Below are 18781 nucleotides of genomic sequence, written 5' to 3'. Positions count from 1 at the left end.
CCACCCCCCACGGTCCGGCTATTTCATGGTCAGGAACCGCTGCACCAGCGAGGCCAGCAGCACCGCCAGCAGCGGCAGCGAGAACCAGAAGCTGCTCTGCAGCCACCGCAGCTGTCGCACGCTCGGCCGCACCGCCACCCGGATGATCTCCCGCGCGGTCAGCATCACGACGAGCGCCACGGCCGCCAGGGCGCCGACGACCGACCACGGCGTCCAGGTGATCTGCGGGCCGATCGGCCCGGGTTCGGCCTTCGGGACGTCCCCCGCGGGCCGCTCGCGCAGCGCGTACACCGTCGCGTCGCCGTTGACGAGGACCTTCCTGAGGTCCTGCCGGTCGTCGAGGCTGTGGACGAGCCGTGTGGGCCAGGTCGCCGAGTAGCCGACGTCCATCTGGAGGTAGACGACCTGACTGCGGTTGATCATGAGGTACGAGTTCGGGCCCGCGTCCTTGAGGGACTTGACCAGACCCGACACCAGGACCGGGTCGGTCGGCGCCAGCGTGGGCACGTACTGCACCTTCTCCATGTCCTTCGTGCCCCACGGCATCGCGGGCGTCACGTTGTTCACGGTGTCATTGCTCAGCCACAGCAGCCGGACGGTCGGGTCGTCGTGCGCGTACACGTACTTCATGGCCGCGACCTCGCCAGGCCGGATCCGCTCGAACGACTCGTTGCCCCAGCGGGCGACCAGGAAGCCGCCCATCAGGAGCAGACCCGTCATGAGGGCGGCGAGCGGGGCGAGACTCGCCCGGTCCTTCTCCCGCTCCTTCGCGGTGACGCCGGTGCGCGGGAACAGGGCGAGCCCGGCGAGCAGCGCCGCGCCCGGAAGGGCGAACATGAAGACCCGCAGCGCCATTTCACCGCCGTAGGACTGCATGCCGAAGCCGAGGAAGGGCACGAAGGTCAGGACGAGCAGTGACCGCTCGCGGTACTTGTGGTCACGCCGCCGCCACCAGCCCCAGCAGGCGAAGGCCATCACGCCGCCGGCCAGCAGCACGCGCGCGTAGAGGACGAGCTTGTGGGTCGAACTGCCGCCCTGGATACGGCCGGATACGGACGTCGACACGTTGCTGCCGACCCCGCCGACCCCGCCGAACAGTTCGTTGAAGTGCCCGGACCAGTAGGGCTCGGCCATGAAGCCGATCCAGACGGAGACCAGCACCGCGAACAGGATGGGCAGGCCGCGCAGTTCGGAGCGGCCGACGAGGACGAGGACCGCGAGGACGCCCAGCATCACGAACGGGGTGAGCTGGTGGGCGGGGACGCTCGCCGCGAACAGGCCGATCAGCACCATGAGCAGCACGGCCCGCTGACGCCGGTCGGTCGGCTCGACCTCCGCCTCGCCCGGCCGTGCCTTCGTCCACAGCACGCGCGGTGCCCGGAACCACACCAGGAGGATCGCGACGAAGGCGAGGTAGAGCAGATAGGTGAAGCCCTGCGGGGAGAAGTAGTCCTGGCCGACCCAGCCGCTCAGCACGAAGACCCAGATGCCGGTCCACTTGGCGCGCCAGCTCGCCCGCAGTGAGCGCACGAGCAGGAACATCGGTGCCAGGTACAGGACCTGCATGGTCAGCGGCCACCAGCGGATCACCTCGGTGAGGTCGCCGACACCGCAGGCCCTGGCGACGAACGCGGCCGCCGCGAAGAAGCCGGGCCAGCTCCAGCGCGCGTCGAGGTCCGGCACGGCCGACCCGGTCCGGTCGATGTAGTCGAGGAACCCGAGGTGCTGCCAGGCCGTCGCGAACCGCGGTTCGGTCTCGATCACCGCGGGCAGCGCGTGCAGCGAGACCACGGTGGCGAGCAGGGTGACGAGCAGCAGTCCCTTGTGCTCGCTCTTCGTCCAGAGCAGCGAGGCGAAGACCGCGATCAGCAGGGCGGCGCCCACGAGGGTGGGCAGCGGCAGGACGGAGACGAGGCCGAGGCCGCCCATCGCGTCGAGGGAGGCGTCGTCGAGGCTCAGCGCCGGGACCCAGTAGAGAAACAGCGCGGAGACCAGGAGGAGGCCGAGGAGCACGCCGGGTTTGGAGGGGTGCCGCAGGCGGTCACGGAGGGGTGGTGCGGTCTCTTCCGGTGGCCGCGGGCCGTCCGGGGCCGGGCGCGCGGTTCCCCCCGCCCCCGAGATGACGCCGTCCGTGCCGTCCGTTGCGAAGGAGGACGCCTGTTCGAGGGTGGGCGTTTCGAAGGGAGCGTCCACCTCCGGGGCTTCCAACGGACCCAGGGACGCCTCCGAGCCCGGCTCGCGCGACTCGACCGGCAGTCCCAGGGCCGGCGTCGGCAGGTGCTGCGGACGCAGCGCCCAGGTCGGACGGTGGTCGGGGCGCGCCGTGGGTGTCCCGCTGGGCGGAGCACCCGGCCCCGGCCGTACGTCCGGGCGGCGCTCCTGGTGGTCGAAGTCGACGTGGATGCCGAGGGCGAGGGTGTCGGAGTCGAGGGCCCAGGCGGGCCGCTTCGGCTCGCTCGGCTCGGCCGCGGGCACGTCGCGCGCGCCGAGGTCGGCGAGGTCTCCGTCCGGCGCCGCGCCCTGCGGCAGTTCGGCGGGCGGCGCGTGCCGCACGATCTTGAAGAGCCGGGGCGCCGCGATCGACACGATGACCGCGAGGCTGGAGATCTCCGCGACGCCGGCGCCCGTCAGTCCCATCCGGGGCAGCAGGACGACCGTCAGGCCGAGCACGAGGACGCACAGCAGGCCCTGCAGATAGGCGAGTCCGGAGGTGCGGCTCTGCGCGCGCAGCACCGCGAAGTAGGTCTCCATGACGACCCGCAGCAGCGCGCCGACCGCGAACCAGCGCAGCAGCGGCGTCGCCGCGTGCGCGTAACCCTCACCGAAGACGTGCAGGATGAACGGCGCGCCGAGGAACAGCAGTCCGCACACCGGCAGCATGATCCTGGCCATCCGCCTGATGGCGGCCCGGGTGTTCGCGGCGAGCCGCGCCGGGTCGTGCGAACCCTCGACGGTCAGCGAGGCACCCATGTTGATGGCGAGCAGGTTGACCGTGCCGCCTATCGTCGTGGTGATGTAGAAGTACGCGTTGTCGGCGGAGCTGACCTGAGAGGCGACGATCACCGGGACGAGGTAGACCACGGCGAGCGAGAACAGCGAGCCGGTGTAGTCGCCCGCGAGGAAGCGGCCGATCTCCCTGAGGGAGGGCGGCTTGGCGCGGTCCTCGGTCGCCTTGACGTGCCGGGGCACCAGGCGCCGGAAGACCAGCAGTCCGAGCGGCACGACCGACAGGGCGATCGCGGCGACCCAGGAGACGAAGACACCGCTGGTGGGGATCGCGGCGGCGAGGCCGATGAGCAGGACCAGCTTGACCGCGGAGAACACGGTGTTGCCCACCGGCACCCACAGCGCGCTGCGCAGCCCGGTCAGTACCCCGTCCTGCAGCGTCAGCAGCGACCAGGCGACGACCGCGAGGATGAACCCGAGGCCGTTGAGCGGTCCGTGCAGGAAGTGGTACGAGGGACCCCACAGGTTCAGGGTGAGCAGGAAGACGACGGCGGCCACCGCCACGACCACCGAACTGCCCGCGTAGGTGCGGAGGATGAGGCGCCCGGTGGCGCGCCCCGCGACGGGTATGAAGCGGGCCAGGGCACCTGTCAGCGTCACCGCGGTCACCCCCGCGAGGAGCTTCATCGCGGCGATGGCGGCGGACCCCTGGCCGACCGCCGAGTCGGAGTAGTAGCGGGCGGCGATCAGCCAGTAGCCGAGCCCGAGCACCGCGGAGATACCGGTGTTGAGCATCAGGGCGTAGGCGTTGCGGAACAGCTGGTTGCCTCCGCTGTCGCCCTTGCGGCCCCGGCCGGGCAGGCGGAACCGGCGCCCCGACCGCTGTTCGGACGTTTCGGTCGTGGGCGAGGAAGCCTGTGCTGTGGTCGTCGTGTCAGACACGGGAACGGATGGCCTTCCGGCGGACCTGTCGTGCTCTTCGGACCATGGCGTACCCCTTGGTCAGGGCACGGTCCCGGGCGAAATTGCGAGCGATCGCACGACCCTCGACGAGCCGCTCGAACTCCTCGACACCGGTGCTGCGGCGCACGGTGACACGTTCCAGGGCGTACGGGCCCTGCCGTCGGCGCGCCAGGGCGTTGCCGACGGCGAGGGACTGGGCGAAGCCCGCCTCCCGAACCGCGCGGCGCACCCGGCGGCTCGAGTAGCCGTAGGGGTACGCGAACGAGCGGGGCGGGGTGCCCAGTTCGTCGGCGACGATCTCCCGGCAGCGCCGCACCTCGAACCGGAGCGCGTCGTCGTCGATCTGGTCCAGCTGCGGGTGCGTGTGGCTGTGCCCGCCGATCTCGACCTGCTCGGCGGCGAGTTCGCGCACCTGGTCCCAGCTGAGCATCGTGTCGAGGCCGCCGCCGGTGTCGTACGCCCCGCGCAGCCAGCCCGTCGAGACGAACAGTGTGGAGGCGAAGCCGTGCTTGGCGAGCACGGGCAGGGCGTGCCGGTGCACGCCCTCGTATCCGTCGTCGAAGGTGATCAGGACGGGCCGGGCGGGCAGAGCGGAGCCGAAGCGCCATCCCGCCGCCAGCTCCGCCGTGCCGACCGGGGTGAATCCCCGGTCCCCGAGCAGCGCCATCTGCTCGGCGAACGCCTCGGGCGCGACGGAAAGGGCGCGCGTCGCGTCGTTGGGCGCGGCGGCGATCGAGTGGTACATGAGGATGGGGACGGGGGAGTCGCTCACGGGGCGCCGCCTTCCGCGCGGGCGCGCGCGTGTCTCGTTCCGTCGTGGTGCCTCGTGCCGGACACGGGTCCTGTTCTCATGCCGCCGCCCCCTCACGCCCCGGACCGTCGCCGATCTCCACCACCGAGAACACCGCCCCACCCCTGCGGGCCCGGAGACTGCCGAGTACGTACCCGCCGGCCGCGGTGAGCACCCCGGCGACGATGGCGCCCGCGCGGCCCGCGCCGCCCGGTCGGGCCAGTACCGCGTCGCGCACGCCGCGCACGACTCCGGCGGGCAGGACGCGGGTGGTGTACCGGCGCTCGGACTCCAGTCCCTTCGCGGCGCCGACGCTGCGGGCCACCAGTGCCTTGGACAGGCCCTCCGCGTAGGTGCGGGTGCGGAAGTACGCGAAGTGCTCACGCGCCCGCGGCACCCGGTGGTGGATCACCGCGCGGTCGTCGATGAGCAGGATCGCGTCCGGCCTGGCGCGGGTGAGACGGATGCACAGTTCCGTCTCCTCGCAGCCCAGCGGACGTTTGTCGCCGTCGCGTCCGATGCCGGTCGCGAAGCCGCCCGCCGCGTCGAACGCGGTACGGCGGAAAGAAGCGTTTCCGCCGAGGACGTTGCGGACTTTGACCCTGCCCTGCGGCAGGCCCTTGTACGTGCAGCCCACCACCCAGTCGAATTCCTCGGGGAACCAGGCCGGACGGCGGCCCGACGCCCAGATCGGCATCGTGCGGCCGCCGACGGCCATGACCCGCGGGTCCGCGTACCCCGCGGCGAAGTGCCGCAGCCAGTCCCGCTCGGCCACGGCGTCGTCGTCGAGGAACGCGATGATCCCGCCGTGCGCGGCGGCGATCCCGGTGTTGCGGCCCGCGGACAGACCGCGCGGGCCCGCGTTGGCCAGCACCCGCACCGCGTCGGTCTCCTTGTACTCCCTGCCGAGCCGCTCCAGCAGCGTGGGATTGTGGTCCACGACGAGGAGTGTCTCCAGGGCGGGCAGCGACTGCGCCCGCACCGAGGAGACCGCCGCGAGGATGTCCTCCCAGCGGTCCTCGGTGTAGGCGCAGACCACCACGGAGATGTCGGGACTGCTCAAGACACCTCTCCCTGGCCCGAGTCCAGCTGGGACGCGTGCGGCCGGCGCCGCAGCGCGCGCCGGTTGGAGCGCTCCTTGAGGATGACCTTGAGGACCCGCAACCCGTCCCGGACCGCGCGCAGGTTGCTCGCGCCGTGGATACGGAGGTACTCGTGGCTGGGGATCTCCTGCACCTTGAGACCCGCCTTGACCACCCGGATGTTCATCAGGGTCTCGACCTCGAAGCCGGTGCAGTCGAGGTCGATCTCGTCCAGGCAGTGCCGCCAGAACGCGTTGTAGCCGTAGCAGAGATCGGTGTAGCGGGCGCCGAACTTGGCGTTGACTACCGCGCACAGCACCCTGTTGCCGAGCTTGCGGACGGGCGTCATGTCGGACGTGCCGCCGCCGTTGGCGAACCGTGAGCCCTTGGCGAAGTCCGCCCCGGACACCAGCGCGGACACATAGGACACGATCTCGTGTCCGTCGGCCGAGCCGTCCGCGTCGACCATCACGATGATGTCGCCGGTGCACGCCTCGAACCCGGTGATCAGCGCGTCGCCCTTGCCCTTGCCGCGCTGCTCGACGACCTTGACGTCGGGCCACAGTTCGCGGGCCACCCGGACGGTGTCGTCGGTGGAATTGCCGTCCACAAGAACCACTTCGTGGATCCAGCCGGGAAGTGTCTTGAAGACGTAGGGGAGATTCTCCGCCTCATTCATGGCGGGAATCACCACACTCACCGGTGGCGCAATGGCCAGGTGAGAGGAGATCGGCCGGTATTTGCCGACCGCTAACGGATCATCGCCCGAAATGGCTGGGCGCAGGACTGAGCTCATGAGTCTGGTCCCTCTCGTCCGGTGGACCGCCCGCCCCTGGGCGGTCCGGCTCTTTTTCCGGTTCGAAAGGGGGGTTCTCACTTACGGCACGCCGAAATGGATCTCCGTGCATGCCGGGTGAGCTGGCAAAGCTGGCCGGCCCTCGGAAAATCGGAAGCCGACCGCGCGGCACGGCTCGGCACGAATGTGGCCACCGAGCACGGCACCCCCCTACCGCGCCCCGCGTCCGACCCTCTGCGCGATCTTGAGCCCTCCCCTAGATCGCATACGCATGACGGTCCGATGCGGGTGAGATGTATGACGATATTGACGATTGTGTCTCTATGGCAAGGCCTGGAACCTGCTCCCACGTTTTTGTTGGTTTGGCCGTTACCTAACGACTCGAACGGATTTTCCCCATCCGCTTGAGAATCCTGTCGGCGGGCTCGAAGAGCTCCGGCCGCGACAGCACCATGTTGCGCAGCGCCCGGACCGGAGCGCGTCGCGCCCTGTGTCCGACCGCGACCGGATGACGCCGGGTCACCCACCCCTCGGACACGGAGAGTTCCCGCGTCTTCAGGGAGTCCTTGTATTCCTTCTGGCCCCGCCCTAGATCCAGATAGGCAATTCCGTCGGCCGCCGCCGACTCGGCCATCCGCAAATGCATGATCAGCCCCGGCGAGTACTTCGCGAACGCCGGATCGTAGGCCGGGAACCAGCAGGCGAGGACCCGCTCGGTACGCAGGCCGAAGTGCGCGGCGACCGGTTTACCGTCGGCGTACAGCACGGACAGGATGCCCGCGAACGACTCCGAGCGGGTGTGGAAGAGCTGCAGCACCAGATGGTTGATCCAGGCGTGCGCGAAGCGGTCGCTGCGCCCGGTTCTGCGGTACTGCGCGGACTTCCAGTCCATCAGGGTGCGCAGGGCGGCGGGGTCGCGCTCGTCGTGGACGTAGCGCACCTCGCCGGCGTCCCGGCCGAGCCTGCGCTCCTTGGCGAGTGTGGTGCGGGTGAACTTCGGCGACTGGGCGCGCAGTTGGCGCAGATACGTTTCGTAGCCCTGGTCGACGTCCATGACCGGTGACGGGAAGGTGCCGGAGGCGCCCGCCTCGAACGGCGGCTGGCCCTCCACCAGATGGTCGAACTCCCATACGGCGAGCCCGCACTCCCGCAGCAGGTCCTGGGCGTCCCAGGCGAACCCCGGGCGGTGCACGAGTCCCTGGCAGTCGGAGACGCCGAGGCCGACGGCCCGTCCCACGCCGGTGGTGGATCTCTGGAACGGGAAGAACGCCGTGGGTTCGCCGTCCTCGCGGGCCACCGCGATCCGCACGCCTCGTCGGCAGCGTCCCACCGCGAGAGTGAACTCGGGGGACAGGAACGGATTCGCGAGCTCCGGCGAGCCGTTCAGATGGGCCTTCGACTGCAAAGCCGTCCAGGCCGCCCGGTCGGCGGTGCTCAGCTCGCCGGGGCGGTACACGCGTATGTCCACTTCAGGAGGTCCGTCTTCTCGTGGTACGGCCGCGCAGCCGCCGTACCAGTACCAGCAGGAGAACGAGAGAGCTGATCGCGGTCACGGCCACGATCCCGCCGGGGACCGACCAGCGGTGCACCGCCAGCATGCCCTGGGCGACGAGGAGATCGACGGCGATCGCTCCCGCGACGGACACCACCGTGCGGGCGAACGGATCCAGCCCGCGCAGCGCGGCTCCGACGGCGGCTCCGGGCGCGGCAAGCAGGAAGAACAGCGTGAACGGTCCGCGCAGCGAGGAGTCCACGTCGGCGAGCGCGAGCACCGCCCCGACTCCCGCGACGGCCACCGCCACGCCCGCGAGCAAGGGGACCAGGTCCTTTCCCGGATCCTGTCCCGACCGCTCGCCACTGTCTGGTGAAGGTGACTTGATGCCTATGGTCTGCATTGGCGACTTTGCCCCCCGAAGCGCCGGATGCCGGGCTTCAATGTCGCGCAGGCGGCTGGCGGCCGTCAAGATGCGGTGGGCACCGGCACGGGCTTCTTGGGCGACTTCAAACCTGCGGCGGCCTTGTTCCGCGCGCGATTCGCGAAGCCGCCGTGCGGCCCGGACGAACTGCGTTCGACGCCCCTTGAGTTGGTTGCGGACATGAACGTGCAACCACGATGTCGCCGGTGAGCGCGGTGCCACGGTCCCGGCCGTCGCGGAATTCTTTGGCATGGACACTTCCTGTCAACACGCGTAGCTGCTACCAAAGTTGTGGCAGAGATCCTGCTAAAGGGAGGTTCCATGAGACGTTCCCGAATTACGGCATACGTGGCCTCACTCCTCCTCGCCGTCGGCGGTGCCCTCACCGGGGCAGCGGTGGCGCAGGCGTCCCCCACCGTGGCCGCCACCGGTTATGTGGCCCTCGGTGACTCCTACTCCTCGGGGGTGGGCGCCGACAGCTACATCAGCTCCAGCGGCGACTGCCTGCGCAGCACGAAGTCGTACCCCTACCTGTGGGCCGCCGCTCATTCACCCTCGTCGTTCGCCTTCACGGCCTGTTCGGGCGCTCGAACGGGTGATGTCCTCGCGAACCAGCTCGGCCCGCTCAACTCCTCCACCGGCCTGGTCTCGATCAGTATCGGCGGCAACGACGCCGGCTTCGCCGACGTCATGACCACCTGCGTACTCAATTCCGACAGCGGCTGTCTGTCCCGGATCGCCACCGCCAAGGCGTACGTCGACTCGACGCTCCCCGGTCAACTCGACACCGTCTACTCCACGATCAGCGCCAAGGCACCCGCCGCACACGTGGTGGTGCTCGGCTACCCCCGGTTCTACAAGCTGGGCGCGACCTGCCTCGGCCTCTCCGACACCAAGCGTGCCGCGATCAACGGCGCCGCCGACTACCTGGACAGTGCCATCGCCAAGCGCGCCGCCGACCACGGCTTCACCTTCGGCGACGTCAGGACCACCTTCACCGGCCATGAGCTCTGCTCCGGCAGTGCCTGGCTGCACAGTCTCAACCTGTTCAACATCACCGAGTCGTACCACCCGACCGCGGCCGGCCACTCCGGTGGCTATCTGCCGGTCTTCACCGGCGTGGCCTGACCGGCCTGCCCTACGGCGTGGCGGAAGCGGAGGCCCCGTCCGACGGGGTCTCCGTCACGCACGTGACCGAGAACGGCACCGAGTCCGATGTGGTGTGCACCGGGCTGCGGACCTCCACCCCGATCGCGTTGCGGTAGGTCCCGCTCTCGTCGTACGTCGTGACGACGACCGACCTCCGCGCGGTCCTGTCGTCACCCGCCGAGAACGACAGGGTCTTCCAGCCCGGGTCGGAAACCTGGCCGCTCTCCGTCACCCAGCGGTACTCGACCCGCGCCGGCACCCGGCCCACCGTGAACGTCGCGGTGAAGACGGGCGCCTGGGCCTGCGGCGGCGGACAGGTCCCGGAGTAGTCGGTGTGCGCGCCCACCACCGTCACCCGCACCGACTGCGCGGGCGGCGTACTCGTCCGGTCCCCGCCGGGCGAGGTGGTGGCCGGTGAGGCGCCACCGGACGCCGGGTCACCGCTCGCGCTGCTTCCCGATGGTGAACCGCCTCCGCCCGTCACCTTGTCGGTGCTGCCACCGGTGCCCTTGCCGCTGGAGCTGGTGGTGCCGTCCCCGCCGCCGTCGTGGTTCATCAGGGCGTACATCAGTCCACCCAGGGCGAGGACGAGCACCGCCACCCCCGCGATCACGGCGGCGGCCGCCCGGCGGTCGCGGACGGGCTCCGTCGGGGCCGGGGTGTCGCTCAGGGGCGGGAACGACGGATAGCCCTGTGTCGGACCCTGCGGATACGGCGTGCCGTGTTCCGAGCGCGGCGGACCCTGCGCGGGCAGCGGGAAGGCGGAGACCGTCGGGGTCCGCAGGCTCGCGGACGAGGGGCCCGCGGCCGGGGAGCCGCCCGCGCCGATGATCCGCAGGTCGCTCTCCGCCTGCGCGGCGCTCGTCCGCTCGGCCGGGTCCTTCCTCAGCAGCCCCTCGATCACAGGGGTCAACGGTCCCGCCAGGCGGGGCGGTGGCAGCGGCTCGTCGACGATGGCGCGCAGCGTGTTCAGGGGGGTGTCGTACCGGAACGGCGAGTTGCCCTCGACCGCCGCGTACAGCAGCACGCCGAGCGACCACAGGTCCGACTCCGGCCCCGGCGTACGGCCGAGCGCCCGCTCCGGGGCGAGGAACTCGGGCGAGCCGATGACCTCGCCCGTCATGGTCAGCGCCGAACTGCCCTCGACCGTCGCGATACCGAAGTCCGTGAGCACCACCCGGTCGTCGTTCGACAACAGGACGTTCGCCGGCTTCACGTCGCGGTGCAGGACCCCCGCCTCGTGCGCGGCCCGCAGCGCGGAGAGCACTTCGGCCCCGATGTGCGCGGCGCGCTGCGGGGAGAGCGGCCCCTCGGCGTCCAGGAGGTCGGAGAGGGAGATCCCGCGGACGAGTTCCATGACGATCCAGGGACGACCGTCCTGCGTCGCGACGTCGTACACCGTGACCACGTTGCGGTTCGGCACCCGGGCCGCGGCCCAGGCCTCGCGCTCCAGGCGCGCGTACATCCGTTCGACCTCGGGGCCCATGAGCCCGGCGGGCGCGCGGACCTCCTTGACCGCGACCTCGCGGTGGAGCACCTCGTCCCGGGCGCGCCACACGGTCCCCATACCGCCCTGACCCAGAGGAGAGAGAAGGCGATAGCGGTTCGCGATCAGACGTTCACCGACCGGCTCTTCGGACACGGGTGTCCCCCCATTCGTATCCGTCGCGCATCCGCGTGATTTCTCCACAAAAGTAGCTCAACCGAGTGCGGATGCCGCCCCCTTGAACACCAATCCGGCCCCCAGAGCCACGACGACGAACGCCGAACCCAGCGGCGCGGTCCTGCGGATCAGAGCCGCGACCGGTCCCGCGGCCCACCGCGGGCGCTTCGCCAGCGCCCGGTTGACGCCACTGCCGAGCTTGACGACGGCGAACCCGGCCGCGGTGAGTGTCAGGGCCAGCCCGACGCCGTACGCGAGCACGAGGAGCAGGCCGAACCACGCCTGGCCCAGTGCCGCGGCGCCCACCAGGACGACGACGGCGGACGGACTGGGCACGAGCCCCCCGGCGAAGCCGAGCAGGATCGTGCCCCGGATCGTCGGGGCCACGGCGTGGGTGTGGGTGAAGCCGCCGTGGGTGTGTTCGAGGGTCGAGGGGACGGCGCGGCCGTGCGGGTGGTCGTGCCTGTCGTGCCTGTCGTGCCTGTTGTGCCTGTCGTGAGGGTGCTGATCGGGGTGGTGCTGGTGCTCGCGCGGCGCACTGTGGGGGTGGTGCGCGCCGTCCTGGACCGTCGCGACGGCGGACGCGTGGGCGTGCGCGAGGACCAGCGGGCGCTCGTGCCGCTCGGGGTGCTCGTGAGGGTGGTCGGCGTGGTCGTGCGCGGGGCTGTGACGGTGGTCGTGGCCGTGGTCGTGGTCATGGGCGGGGCCGTGACCGTGTTCATGGCTGTGGTCGTGGTGGTGGTCGCCGCCATGGTCGTGGTCGTGTGCGCGGTCCGGGCGCGGCCCCGGCGGGAGACCGTGTCCAGGTGCCCTGTTGCGCCATGCGCGCCGTACGAGCGTGACACCGGCGCACGTCACCAGGAGGCCGCTCGCGACACCCAGCCACGCGATCACGGAAGGCGCGGCGGCGGAGCCGGCCGTCACCAGGAGGCCGAGCGCGACGACACCCAGGGTGTGGGTGACCGTGACCGAGGCGGCCAGCGGCAGCACGTCGCGCAGGCCAGCCCGGCCGCCCCGGGCCGCCGCCGTCGCGGCCATCAAGGTCTTGCCGTGCCCCGGCGCGAGCGCGTGCATCGCGCCCAGACCGACCGAGACGAGCAGCGCCAGCGAGGCGAAGCCGAGGGTGAGGTCGTGCCGGGCGACCAGGTTGTCCAGGGCCCGGGTCCAGCGGTCGGCGCCGCGCGGGAGGACGGAGGCACCGGGCGCGGCCGGTCCCTCCTCGGCCAGAGCGGGGCCGCCGGGGCGGATCCGCAGGGTGGCGGTCGAGGTGTCGGCGGGGGAGGAGAGCAGCGCCTTGGGGTAGCTGGTCAGCTCCCGGGACACCGACTTCCTCGGTACGTCCGACGCGGTGAGCGTCATCCGGTCGCCGCGCGCGGTGATCTCGCGCCAGCCCGGTCCCCGGTCGGTCCCGGCGCCGCGGAAGCCCAGTGACACCGTGGCCGCCTCGGGGAGCGCGGCCGTCAGCCGGCACTCGACGCGCAGGGTGTCGAGTCCGGCCTGGCCCGGCCGCGGCCTCGCCCGGCTCGCGGCGACGGCGAGCGGGACCGTCCGCCCGTCGACACTGGCCCTGCTGCCGTGCGCCGCCGTCTCGCAGCGCTGCCGGGCCCAGTCCGCCAAACCGAGCTTCTCGATGTCGGGCTTCGCCTGGGTGGCCGGGATCTCGGCGAGGTCCTCGACGTGGTCGACGCGCAACTGCCCGGGGGCGGCGACGAGTCCGTCGTAGCGGTTGACGGTGAAGTTGCCCAGTGGATGCGCGCTCGCGGCCCCGCCCGGCACCAGAACGAGGGCGCAGGCGGCGGTGAGCACGGCCGCGCACGAGGCGAACAGTCGACGTGGCGTCACTTGTCGTCCTCCAGAGCCTTGCGGGCCGCGCGGGCGCCCAGGCGGGAGAAGCCCGCGTTCAGGTCGAGGGCCGCCTTCAGCGAGGCGCGGGCCTCCTTCCCGTGACCCGTCGCGCGCTCGATCATGCCGCGGTGGTAGAGGAAGGACGCGTTGCGGTAGCCGGTGGCCGTGGCCCTGCGGGCGTACGGAAGGGCTTCCGCGTCACGGCCGTTGACGTGCAGGGCCCAGGCGAGCGCGTCCGCCGTGTGCACGGTGTGGCGGCGGGCCCATTCGTCGCGGGCCGCCTTCAGCGCCGCCCTGCGGTCACCGTGGTCGGCGGCGGCGAGAGCGGTGTCGAGGTCGGCGTCGACGCCGTAGGAGTGGGCGAGCGCGATCCACGCGTCCACCAGCGCGTACTGGTCGTGGGCCTTCCGCGTGTCGCCCGGATTGCCCCGTGCCTCGTACAACTCGCCCAGTTCCACCAGGGGCTGGGGCAGCGGATAGCGCTGCACCACCTGTTCCATGCCCTTGATCGCCGCCGCTTCGTCGCCCCGGGCGGCCTGGGCGCGGGCGCGGCCCTCCAGCGCCGGGAGGTAGGTGTCGTCGGCGGCCAGTGCCCGCGCGTAGTACGTGAGGGCGTCCGTGTACTGACCCTGGTTCCAGGCGAGTTGACCGAGCGCACTGGCCACGTACGAGATGTCGCCCCGACTGGTCGCCGTGCCGAGCGCCTGTTCGAGGACCCGGCGGGCTGTCTTCACGTCGCCGCGCAGCTCGTGCACATAGGCGTACCGCGTGAAGACGGGGACCCCCGGGCGGCGCGCGTCGGCCAGGTCGGCGGCCTTCGACGCCTCGGTGTAGCGGCCGAGTTCGACGAGCGCGTCGATACGGGAGGAGAGGGCGCGCTCGCTGTACGGGTTCTCCTTGAGCACCGTGTCCGCGTGGGTCAGGGCGCCGGTGAAGTCGTGTCGTGCCGCGGCGAGGGCGGCCCGTCCCGTGAGCGCCGGCTCATTGCCGGGGCGCAGCTTCAGGGAGCGGTCCAGTGCCTGCTGCGCCTGGGGGTAGCGGGAGGGGTCGCCCTTGGTGCGGGCCTGCTCCACGTACGCCAGTCCCAGCGTCGCCCAGCCGCCGAAGTCCTTGGGCTGGGCCCGGAGGTGGGCCTGCAGCGCGGTGATGCTCGTGTCCAGGTCGCCACTGGCGAGGAGCTGCGGGGAGACGCCGCTCGGCGCGGCGGCGACGGTGGCGCCCGAGCCGCTCCTGACGGCCCCGACGACCACGGCCCCGGCGGTGAGCGCGACGGCCAACGATGCAGCGCAGGCGACGAGTTGCACGGCCCGCCAGCGGCGCGCCGAGGCGGACACCCGCCGGACGGCGGCGACGCGTTCGTCACCCGCGCCGGCCTGTTCACCACTCGCGGACGCCTGTTCGCCACCCGCGCCGGCCCGCTTGTCACCCGTGTCGGGCTCGCCGCTCGCCGTGCCGGGCCCGCCGCCTCCCGCGGCCTCGGCCGTGTGCTCCTCGCCGGCCGCGTCCTTGTCGTTCTCCGCGCCTTCCTTCTGGTTGTCCTCGTCCACCGTCCCCTCGGTGGCGGCGGGGACGGTCGTGTCCCCGGACGTGGAGGGGGCCTGCGCGGGTGTCGTCCGGCCGGCGGCGGCGACCCGCGCCCGCGCCGCGGACCGACCGGGCGAGTCCGTCGCCGCGCGGATCGGCGGAGCCGGATCGGGCTCCGGCGCGGCGACCGACCGCTCGCCGTGGTCGCCGTCCGGCGCGCTCTCGTTCGTACGCGGGGACATGCCCACTCCTCAAGGTCCGGGGAACGATCGTTTTGCAGGTGGGGGGGAGGGAGCGGCGCGGCCCGCGCCGTGGGGGATGGGGGGAAACGGGCCGCGCCAGTCGGTGGACCGGGCCGGTCAGTAGGCCCGGTACATGCGCCGGCGCCACCACATCACGCCCGCGCCGATCAGCAGGACTCCGGCCACACCCGCCGCCGCGGAGCCCGCGATCAGCATGGTGTCCGTGCCGCCCGAGCCCGACTGGATCGCGTCGCCCAGCTGGTTGCGGACGTTGTTGCCGGTGCCCTTCGCCAGCGCACCGCGCGACCCCGAGGTCGGCTCGGCCAGGTACGGGAAGGACTTCTCGAACTTCTTGTCGTTCTTGTCGACCGCGTCGGTCAGACCGGTCTTCTGGCCGAGGAGTTCGCCCTCGACGACCCGCAGCGACGCGTCGATCACGTCGTCGGAGAGCCGACGCCCGTTCGGGAAGCCCGCGTTGTCGCCGTCGAGCACACCGAGCCGCTTGGGATGCATGCTCGGCTTGATGGAGGTGTTGAGGCGCAGTTCCTCCGAAGGACGCACGTGAGGCGGCTGGTTGAGTCCCTTCACGCCCTTCAGGAACACGTCGACCAGATCGTTGCGCGGCTCGGCCGGCGCCTTGATCTTGTAGATCCCCTCGATGAGCTTGGGCAGCTCGGGGTTGGTCACGTTCTTCAGGAACTGGGCGTCGCCCCACGGCGCGGACGCGTTGAACTTGTCCTTGTCCTTCTGGGGGTTGACGACCTCGTTGACCAGCGGGCTGCCCAGTCGCGAGACCTGCGTCCAGTCGCCGTGGGCGTCCGCGCGCTGGACCGTGGACCAGATGCCGACGATCGGCTGTCCGGCGGACTCCCGGATCATGTCGTTGGGCACCTGCAGGGCTATCGAGTTGACGTTGTAGCCCTTGAGGGTGTCCCGCCCGACCTCGGAGAGGTTGCCGCCGTACAGCAGGTCGAAGACCCGCAGATCCAGGAAGAACGGGTCGTCCGCCTGGCCGGCGAACGTGGTCGAGTCACCGGCGAGCTTGTACACCGCCTGGTTGCGCAGTTTGGTGTAGTCGGGCATCGACGCCTTGCCGACGTTCGACGGCGCGACCGGGATGTCGTCCGCGACCTTGGTCTTGGACACCAGCTTCTGGTTGTGCAGCCGCAGCAGATCGATGTCGTACGTCTGCGTGATGTTCAGGTCGGGGTCGTCCAGGCTGCTGACCGGACCCGTGTTGTAGAGGAAGGTGTTCCCGTTCTTCCGGTGCGTCTTGAAGGTGTACCGGTAGATCAACTCGCCCTGGGCGTCACCGTTGTTGTCGATGTGGATGTCGTACTGGGCGTCGTCGGCGAACGTGTAGAAGTTCGGTCCGCCGGCCGGTTCCTCGAAGGGGATGAAGTTCGCGATGAGCGTCGTCGTGTCCGGCTTGTCCGGACTCACGAAGGCGTACACGTCGGTGTTGTCGTACTGGGGCGTCCCCGAGATCAGCGGGGCCTCCCGGTGGCTGGAGGCGGAGGCCGCCCCCGGTTCCAGCACGGTCACGCCGGCGGCCGCGAGCCCACCGGCGGCCAGCGCACCACAGATGAGAGTCACGAGACTCCTGCGTCCCACGCCACTCCTGGAGATAGGTGTCATGCCGTCCGTCCTCAGATCCCAATTGCCTGACGCACGCCATTCGGAGCGGTCGCCGCGGTGGATTGGTCGAATCCCAAACGTTCTTACGGCGGGTTGCGCGACTCGTCTCAGCGGAGGGCTCGCTTCTTTTCGCGGCTCTTTCGCGGCCGACCCGCTTTTTCGGTCCGCTGATCCGTAACCCATCCGAAGGACCGCTCGCTGCGAACACGTAGGTGAAGGAACGGGCCGTGCGCGCCCGGAGAGGGGGGAACGAGTGGAGGCGGACGAACTTCTGGTGCTCGTGGCCGGAGGCGACCAGAAGGCATTCGAGGAGCTGTACGGGATCGTGTCCGGACCCGTGTTCGGACTAGTGCGCAGGGTGGTGCGGGACGCCGCACAGTCGGAGGAGGTGTCCCAGGAGGTGCTGCTCGAACTCTGGCGCTCCGCCGCCCGGTTCGACCCCGGCCGGGGCAGCGCGCTGTCCTGGATCCTCACCCTCGCGCACCGGCGGGCCGTCGACCGCGTCCGCAGCGCCCGCGCGGCCACCGAACGCGAGCAGCGGGAGGGACAGCGAGCCCACCACCCCGCTTTCGACCAGGTCGCGGAGGAGGTGGAAGCCGGGCTCGAACGTGAATGGGTACGCCGCTGTCTGGACCGGCTCACCGCCCTCCAGCGGCAGTCCGTCACCCTCGCCTACTACGACGGCTACACCTATCGCGAGGTCGCCGAACGGCTCTCGCTGCCGCTCGGGACGGTCAAGACGCGCATGCGTGACGGTCTGACGCGGCTGCGCAACTGCCTGGGGGGTGCCGCATGAGCGGGGCCCGGCTCGCCTGGAGCCACGACGACACGACCCGGCACCGCATCGCCGATGGCGCGCACCCCCGTGGCCGCGCCGGCCGCCCCCGACCGCTCTCCTTCCGTCCCCACCACCCCTTCCGGCATCTCCCCACCGGTACTCACCTCCTCCGTACCCGCGTTCTGGACCTGCCCAGCAGCGCCCGGCATCTTCTGGGAGGCGTCGCATGAGCGTCCTCGACCGTCTGCTGCGTCGCGATCTGCACTCGCTCGCGGCGCCCTACGCCCTCGACGCGCTGGAGCCCGACGAACGGCACCGCTTCGAGCGGCATCTGCGCGGCTGCGTGCGGTGCGAGGCCGAGGTGCGGGCGCTGGGCGAGGACGCGGTGCGGCTCGCCTGGTCCACCGCGGCTCCGGCCCCGGCCGCGCTGCGCGACCGGGTCCTGACCGCTGTGCGTACGACCCCGCAGGAGGCGGCGTCGCCCGGTGGCGCACCGCGCCCACGGGCGGCGCACGGACCCTCGCGTGCGCGGGCCCCGCGCTTCCGTCCTCTGTTCGCCCCGTTCGCCACCGCGACCGCCGCCGCGGCTCTCGTCGTCGCCTCCCTCTTCGCCGTACAGGCGACGCAGACCCAGGACAAGCTGGACCAGGAGCGGGCCCAGGCGCGTGAGATCGCCCACGTTCTGGCCGCGCCCGACGCCCGCGCGTCCGGTCAACGGGACGCGCAGGGCCGGGGAATAGGTGTCGTCGCCTCCGCTTCGGAAGGGCGCGCCGTCGTGACACTGAGCGGACTCGGCACTCCGCCAGGGGGGCGCGTGCACCAACTGTGGCTGATGCGCCCCCATGCGCGACCGCGCTCCCTCGGGCTCTTCGAGGGCGACACGCCCTTGATGGCCACCGGACTGAACACGCGGGCGACGTCACTCGCTGTGACCGTCGAGCCGCACGGCGGCTCGGTGCAGCCCACAACCGTGCCGGTTGTCCAACTCGCCCTGAAATCGGTTGGATTCGGAGAGTAATCGTCAACCCCCTTACGGGGTAGGTGAATCCTGTGACCGCGATACACGAGTGCCATGAGGGAGCGATAGGGTTAGCCTGCCCGGGCCGGGTGGACTCGTACGGGTGGGGAGAGACATGGAACAGATAACAGTGCGCAGCAGGGCACGCGTCCCTGCGATCACCTGCGGGAGCAGCGCGACCAGTTCGCGACTCGACCGCCATCTGGCGGTGCTGGGTGGTCCTGCCATACCGCAGCGCGAGACGGTCGAGGCGACGTCGCTGATGCGTGAGCTCACCGCGCGTGACACCACGCAGGACAACAACAGCAGGGGCGCGCGCGTTCGGCGGGTCTCGCTCTTCGCACCTCTGAAGCGACTTCGTCGTTCCCTGTTCGGCGGCCACTAGTCCGGTCACGCGGTACCCGACCCGCGCTCACGGGACCACACCGCCC

General features: G+C 71.2%; 14 protein-coding genes. 4 read left to right on the top strand and 10 right to left on the bottom strand.

The features are described 5' to 3' along the window. Positions 1-18: 18 nt before the first annotated feature. The 6 genes from ACFVTC_RS13465 to ACFVTC_RS13440 form a co-directional block, all read right to left on the bottom strand. On the bottom strand, positions 19-3888 hold the full coding sequence (locus ACFVTC_RS13465) for a lipopolysaccharide biosynthesis protein (RefSeq protein WP_390126716.1): 3870 nt from the start codon (positions 3886-3888) through the stop codon (positions 19-21). Continuing rightward, positions 3881-4681 (bottom strand): polysaccharide deacetylase family protein, encoded by an 801-nt coding sequence (locus ACFVTC_RS13460; protein WP_390126715.1) that lies wholly within the window; start codon positions 4679-4681, stop codon positions 3881-3883. Before ACFVTC_RS13460 ends, ACFVTC_RS13465 begins: the two co-directional genes overlap by 8 nt. 76 nt (positions 4682-4757) lie before the next feature. Beyond that, positions 4758-5762, bottom strand: coding sequence for a glycosyltransferase (locus tag ACFVTC_RS13455; protein ID WP_390126714.1), 1005 nt, complete (start codon positions 5760-5762; stop codon positions 4758-4760). Continuing rightward, positions 5759-6577, bottom strand: coding sequence for a glycosyltransferase family 2 protein (locus tag ACFVTC_RS13450; RefSeq protein WP_168527363.1), 819 nt, complete (start codon positions 6575-6577; stop codon positions 5759-5761). The genes ACFVTC_RS13455 and ACFVTC_RS13450 overlap by 4 nt, the downstream gene beginning before the upstream one ends. 373 nt (positions 6578-6950) lie before the next feature. Next, positions 6951-8045 (bottom strand): GNAT family N-acetyltransferase, encoded by a 1095-nt coding sequence (locus ACFVTC_RS13445; protein ID WP_390126713.1) that lies wholly within the window; start codon positions 8043-8045, stop codon positions 6951-6953. 1 nt (position 8046) lies between these two features. Next, positions 8047-8391, bottom strand: a complete 345-nt coding sequence (locus tag ACFVTC_RS13440) for a hypothetical protein (RefSeq protein WP_390126712.1) — start codon at positions 8389-8391, stop codon at positions 8047-8049. A 423-nt stretch (positions 8392-8814) separates the two neighbouring features. Between ACFVTC_RS13440 and ACFVTC_RS13435 the strand changes: the two genes are divergently transcribed. Next, positions 8815-9621 (top strand): SGNH/GDSL hydrolase family protein, encoded by an 807-nt coding sequence (locus ACFVTC_RS13435; protein WP_390126711.1) that lies wholly within the window; start codon positions 8815-8817, stop codon positions 9619-9621. A gap of 10 nt (positions 9622-9631) precedes the next feature. Here the strand turns inward: ACFVTC_RS13435 and ACFVTC_RS13430 are convergent, their stop codons facing one another. From ACFVTC_RS13430 to ACFVTC_RS13415, 4 genes are all read right to left on the bottom strand, one after another. After that, a complete protein-coding gene (locus tag ACFVTC_RS13430) occupies positions 9632-11284 on the bottom strand; it encodes a serine/threonine-protein kinase (RefSeq protein WP_390126710.1) in 1653 nt (550 codons plus the stop codon). A gap of 57 nt (positions 11285-11341) precedes the next feature. Continuing rightward, positions 11342-13147: a sulfite exporter TauE/SafE family protein gene (locus ACFVTC_RS13425; protein WP_390126709.1), complete on the bottom strand. Its 1806-nt coding sequence runs from the start codon at positions 13145-13147 to the stop codon at positions 11342-11344. After that, positions 13144-14916, bottom strand: a complete 1773-nt coding sequence (locus ACFVTC_RS13420; protein WP_390126708.1) for a tetratricopeptide repeat protein — start codon at positions 14914-14916, stop codon at positions 13144-13146. The genes ACFVTC_RS13425 and ACFVTC_RS13420 overlap by 4 nt, the downstream gene beginning before the upstream one ends. A gap of 117 nt (positions 14917-15033) precedes the next feature. Further along, positions 15034-16554 (bottom strand): DUF4331 domain-containing protein, encoded by a 1521-nt coding sequence (locus ACFVTC_RS13415; RefSeq protein ID WP_390126707.1) that lies wholly within the window; start codon positions 16552-16554, stop codon positions 15034-15036. A gap of 253 nt (positions 16555-16807) precedes the next feature. Between ACFVTC_RS13415 and ACFVTC_RS13410 the strand changes: the two genes are divergently transcribed. The 3 genes from ACFVTC_RS13410 (at position 16808) to ACFVTC_RS13400 (ending at position 18735) form a co-directional block, all read left to right on the top strand. Beyond that, a complete protein-coding gene (locus tag ACFVTC_RS13410; RefSeq protein WP_168527356.1) occupies positions 16808-17350 on the top strand; it encodes a sigma-70 family RNA polymerase sigma factor in 543 nt (180 codons plus the stop codon). 208 nt (positions 17351-17558) lie between these two features. Then, on the top strand, positions 17559-18350 hold the full coding sequence (locus tag ACFVTC_RS13405; protein ID WP_390126706.1) for an anti-sigma factor domain-containing protein: 792 nt from the start codon (positions 17559-17561) through the stop codon (positions 18348-18350). A gap of 115 nt (positions 18351-18465) precedes the next feature. Further along, a complete protein-coding gene (locus ACFVTC_RS13400; protein WP_329286656.1) occupies positions 18466-18735 on the top strand; it encodes a hypothetical protein in 270 nt (89 codons plus the stop codon). The last annotated feature ends 46 nt before the right edge of the window (positions 18736-18781 follow it).

It is taken from the genome of Streptomyces sp. NPDC057950 (genome assembly GCF_042887295.1).
In the GTDB taxonomy this organism is placed as follows: Bacteria; Actinomycetota; Actinomycetes; order Streptomycetales; family Streptomycetaceae; genus Streptomyces; species Streptomyces kaempferi.
Note: the sequence above shows the minus strand (reverse complement) of the source record. Positions and strands in the feature narration are given on the sequence as shown.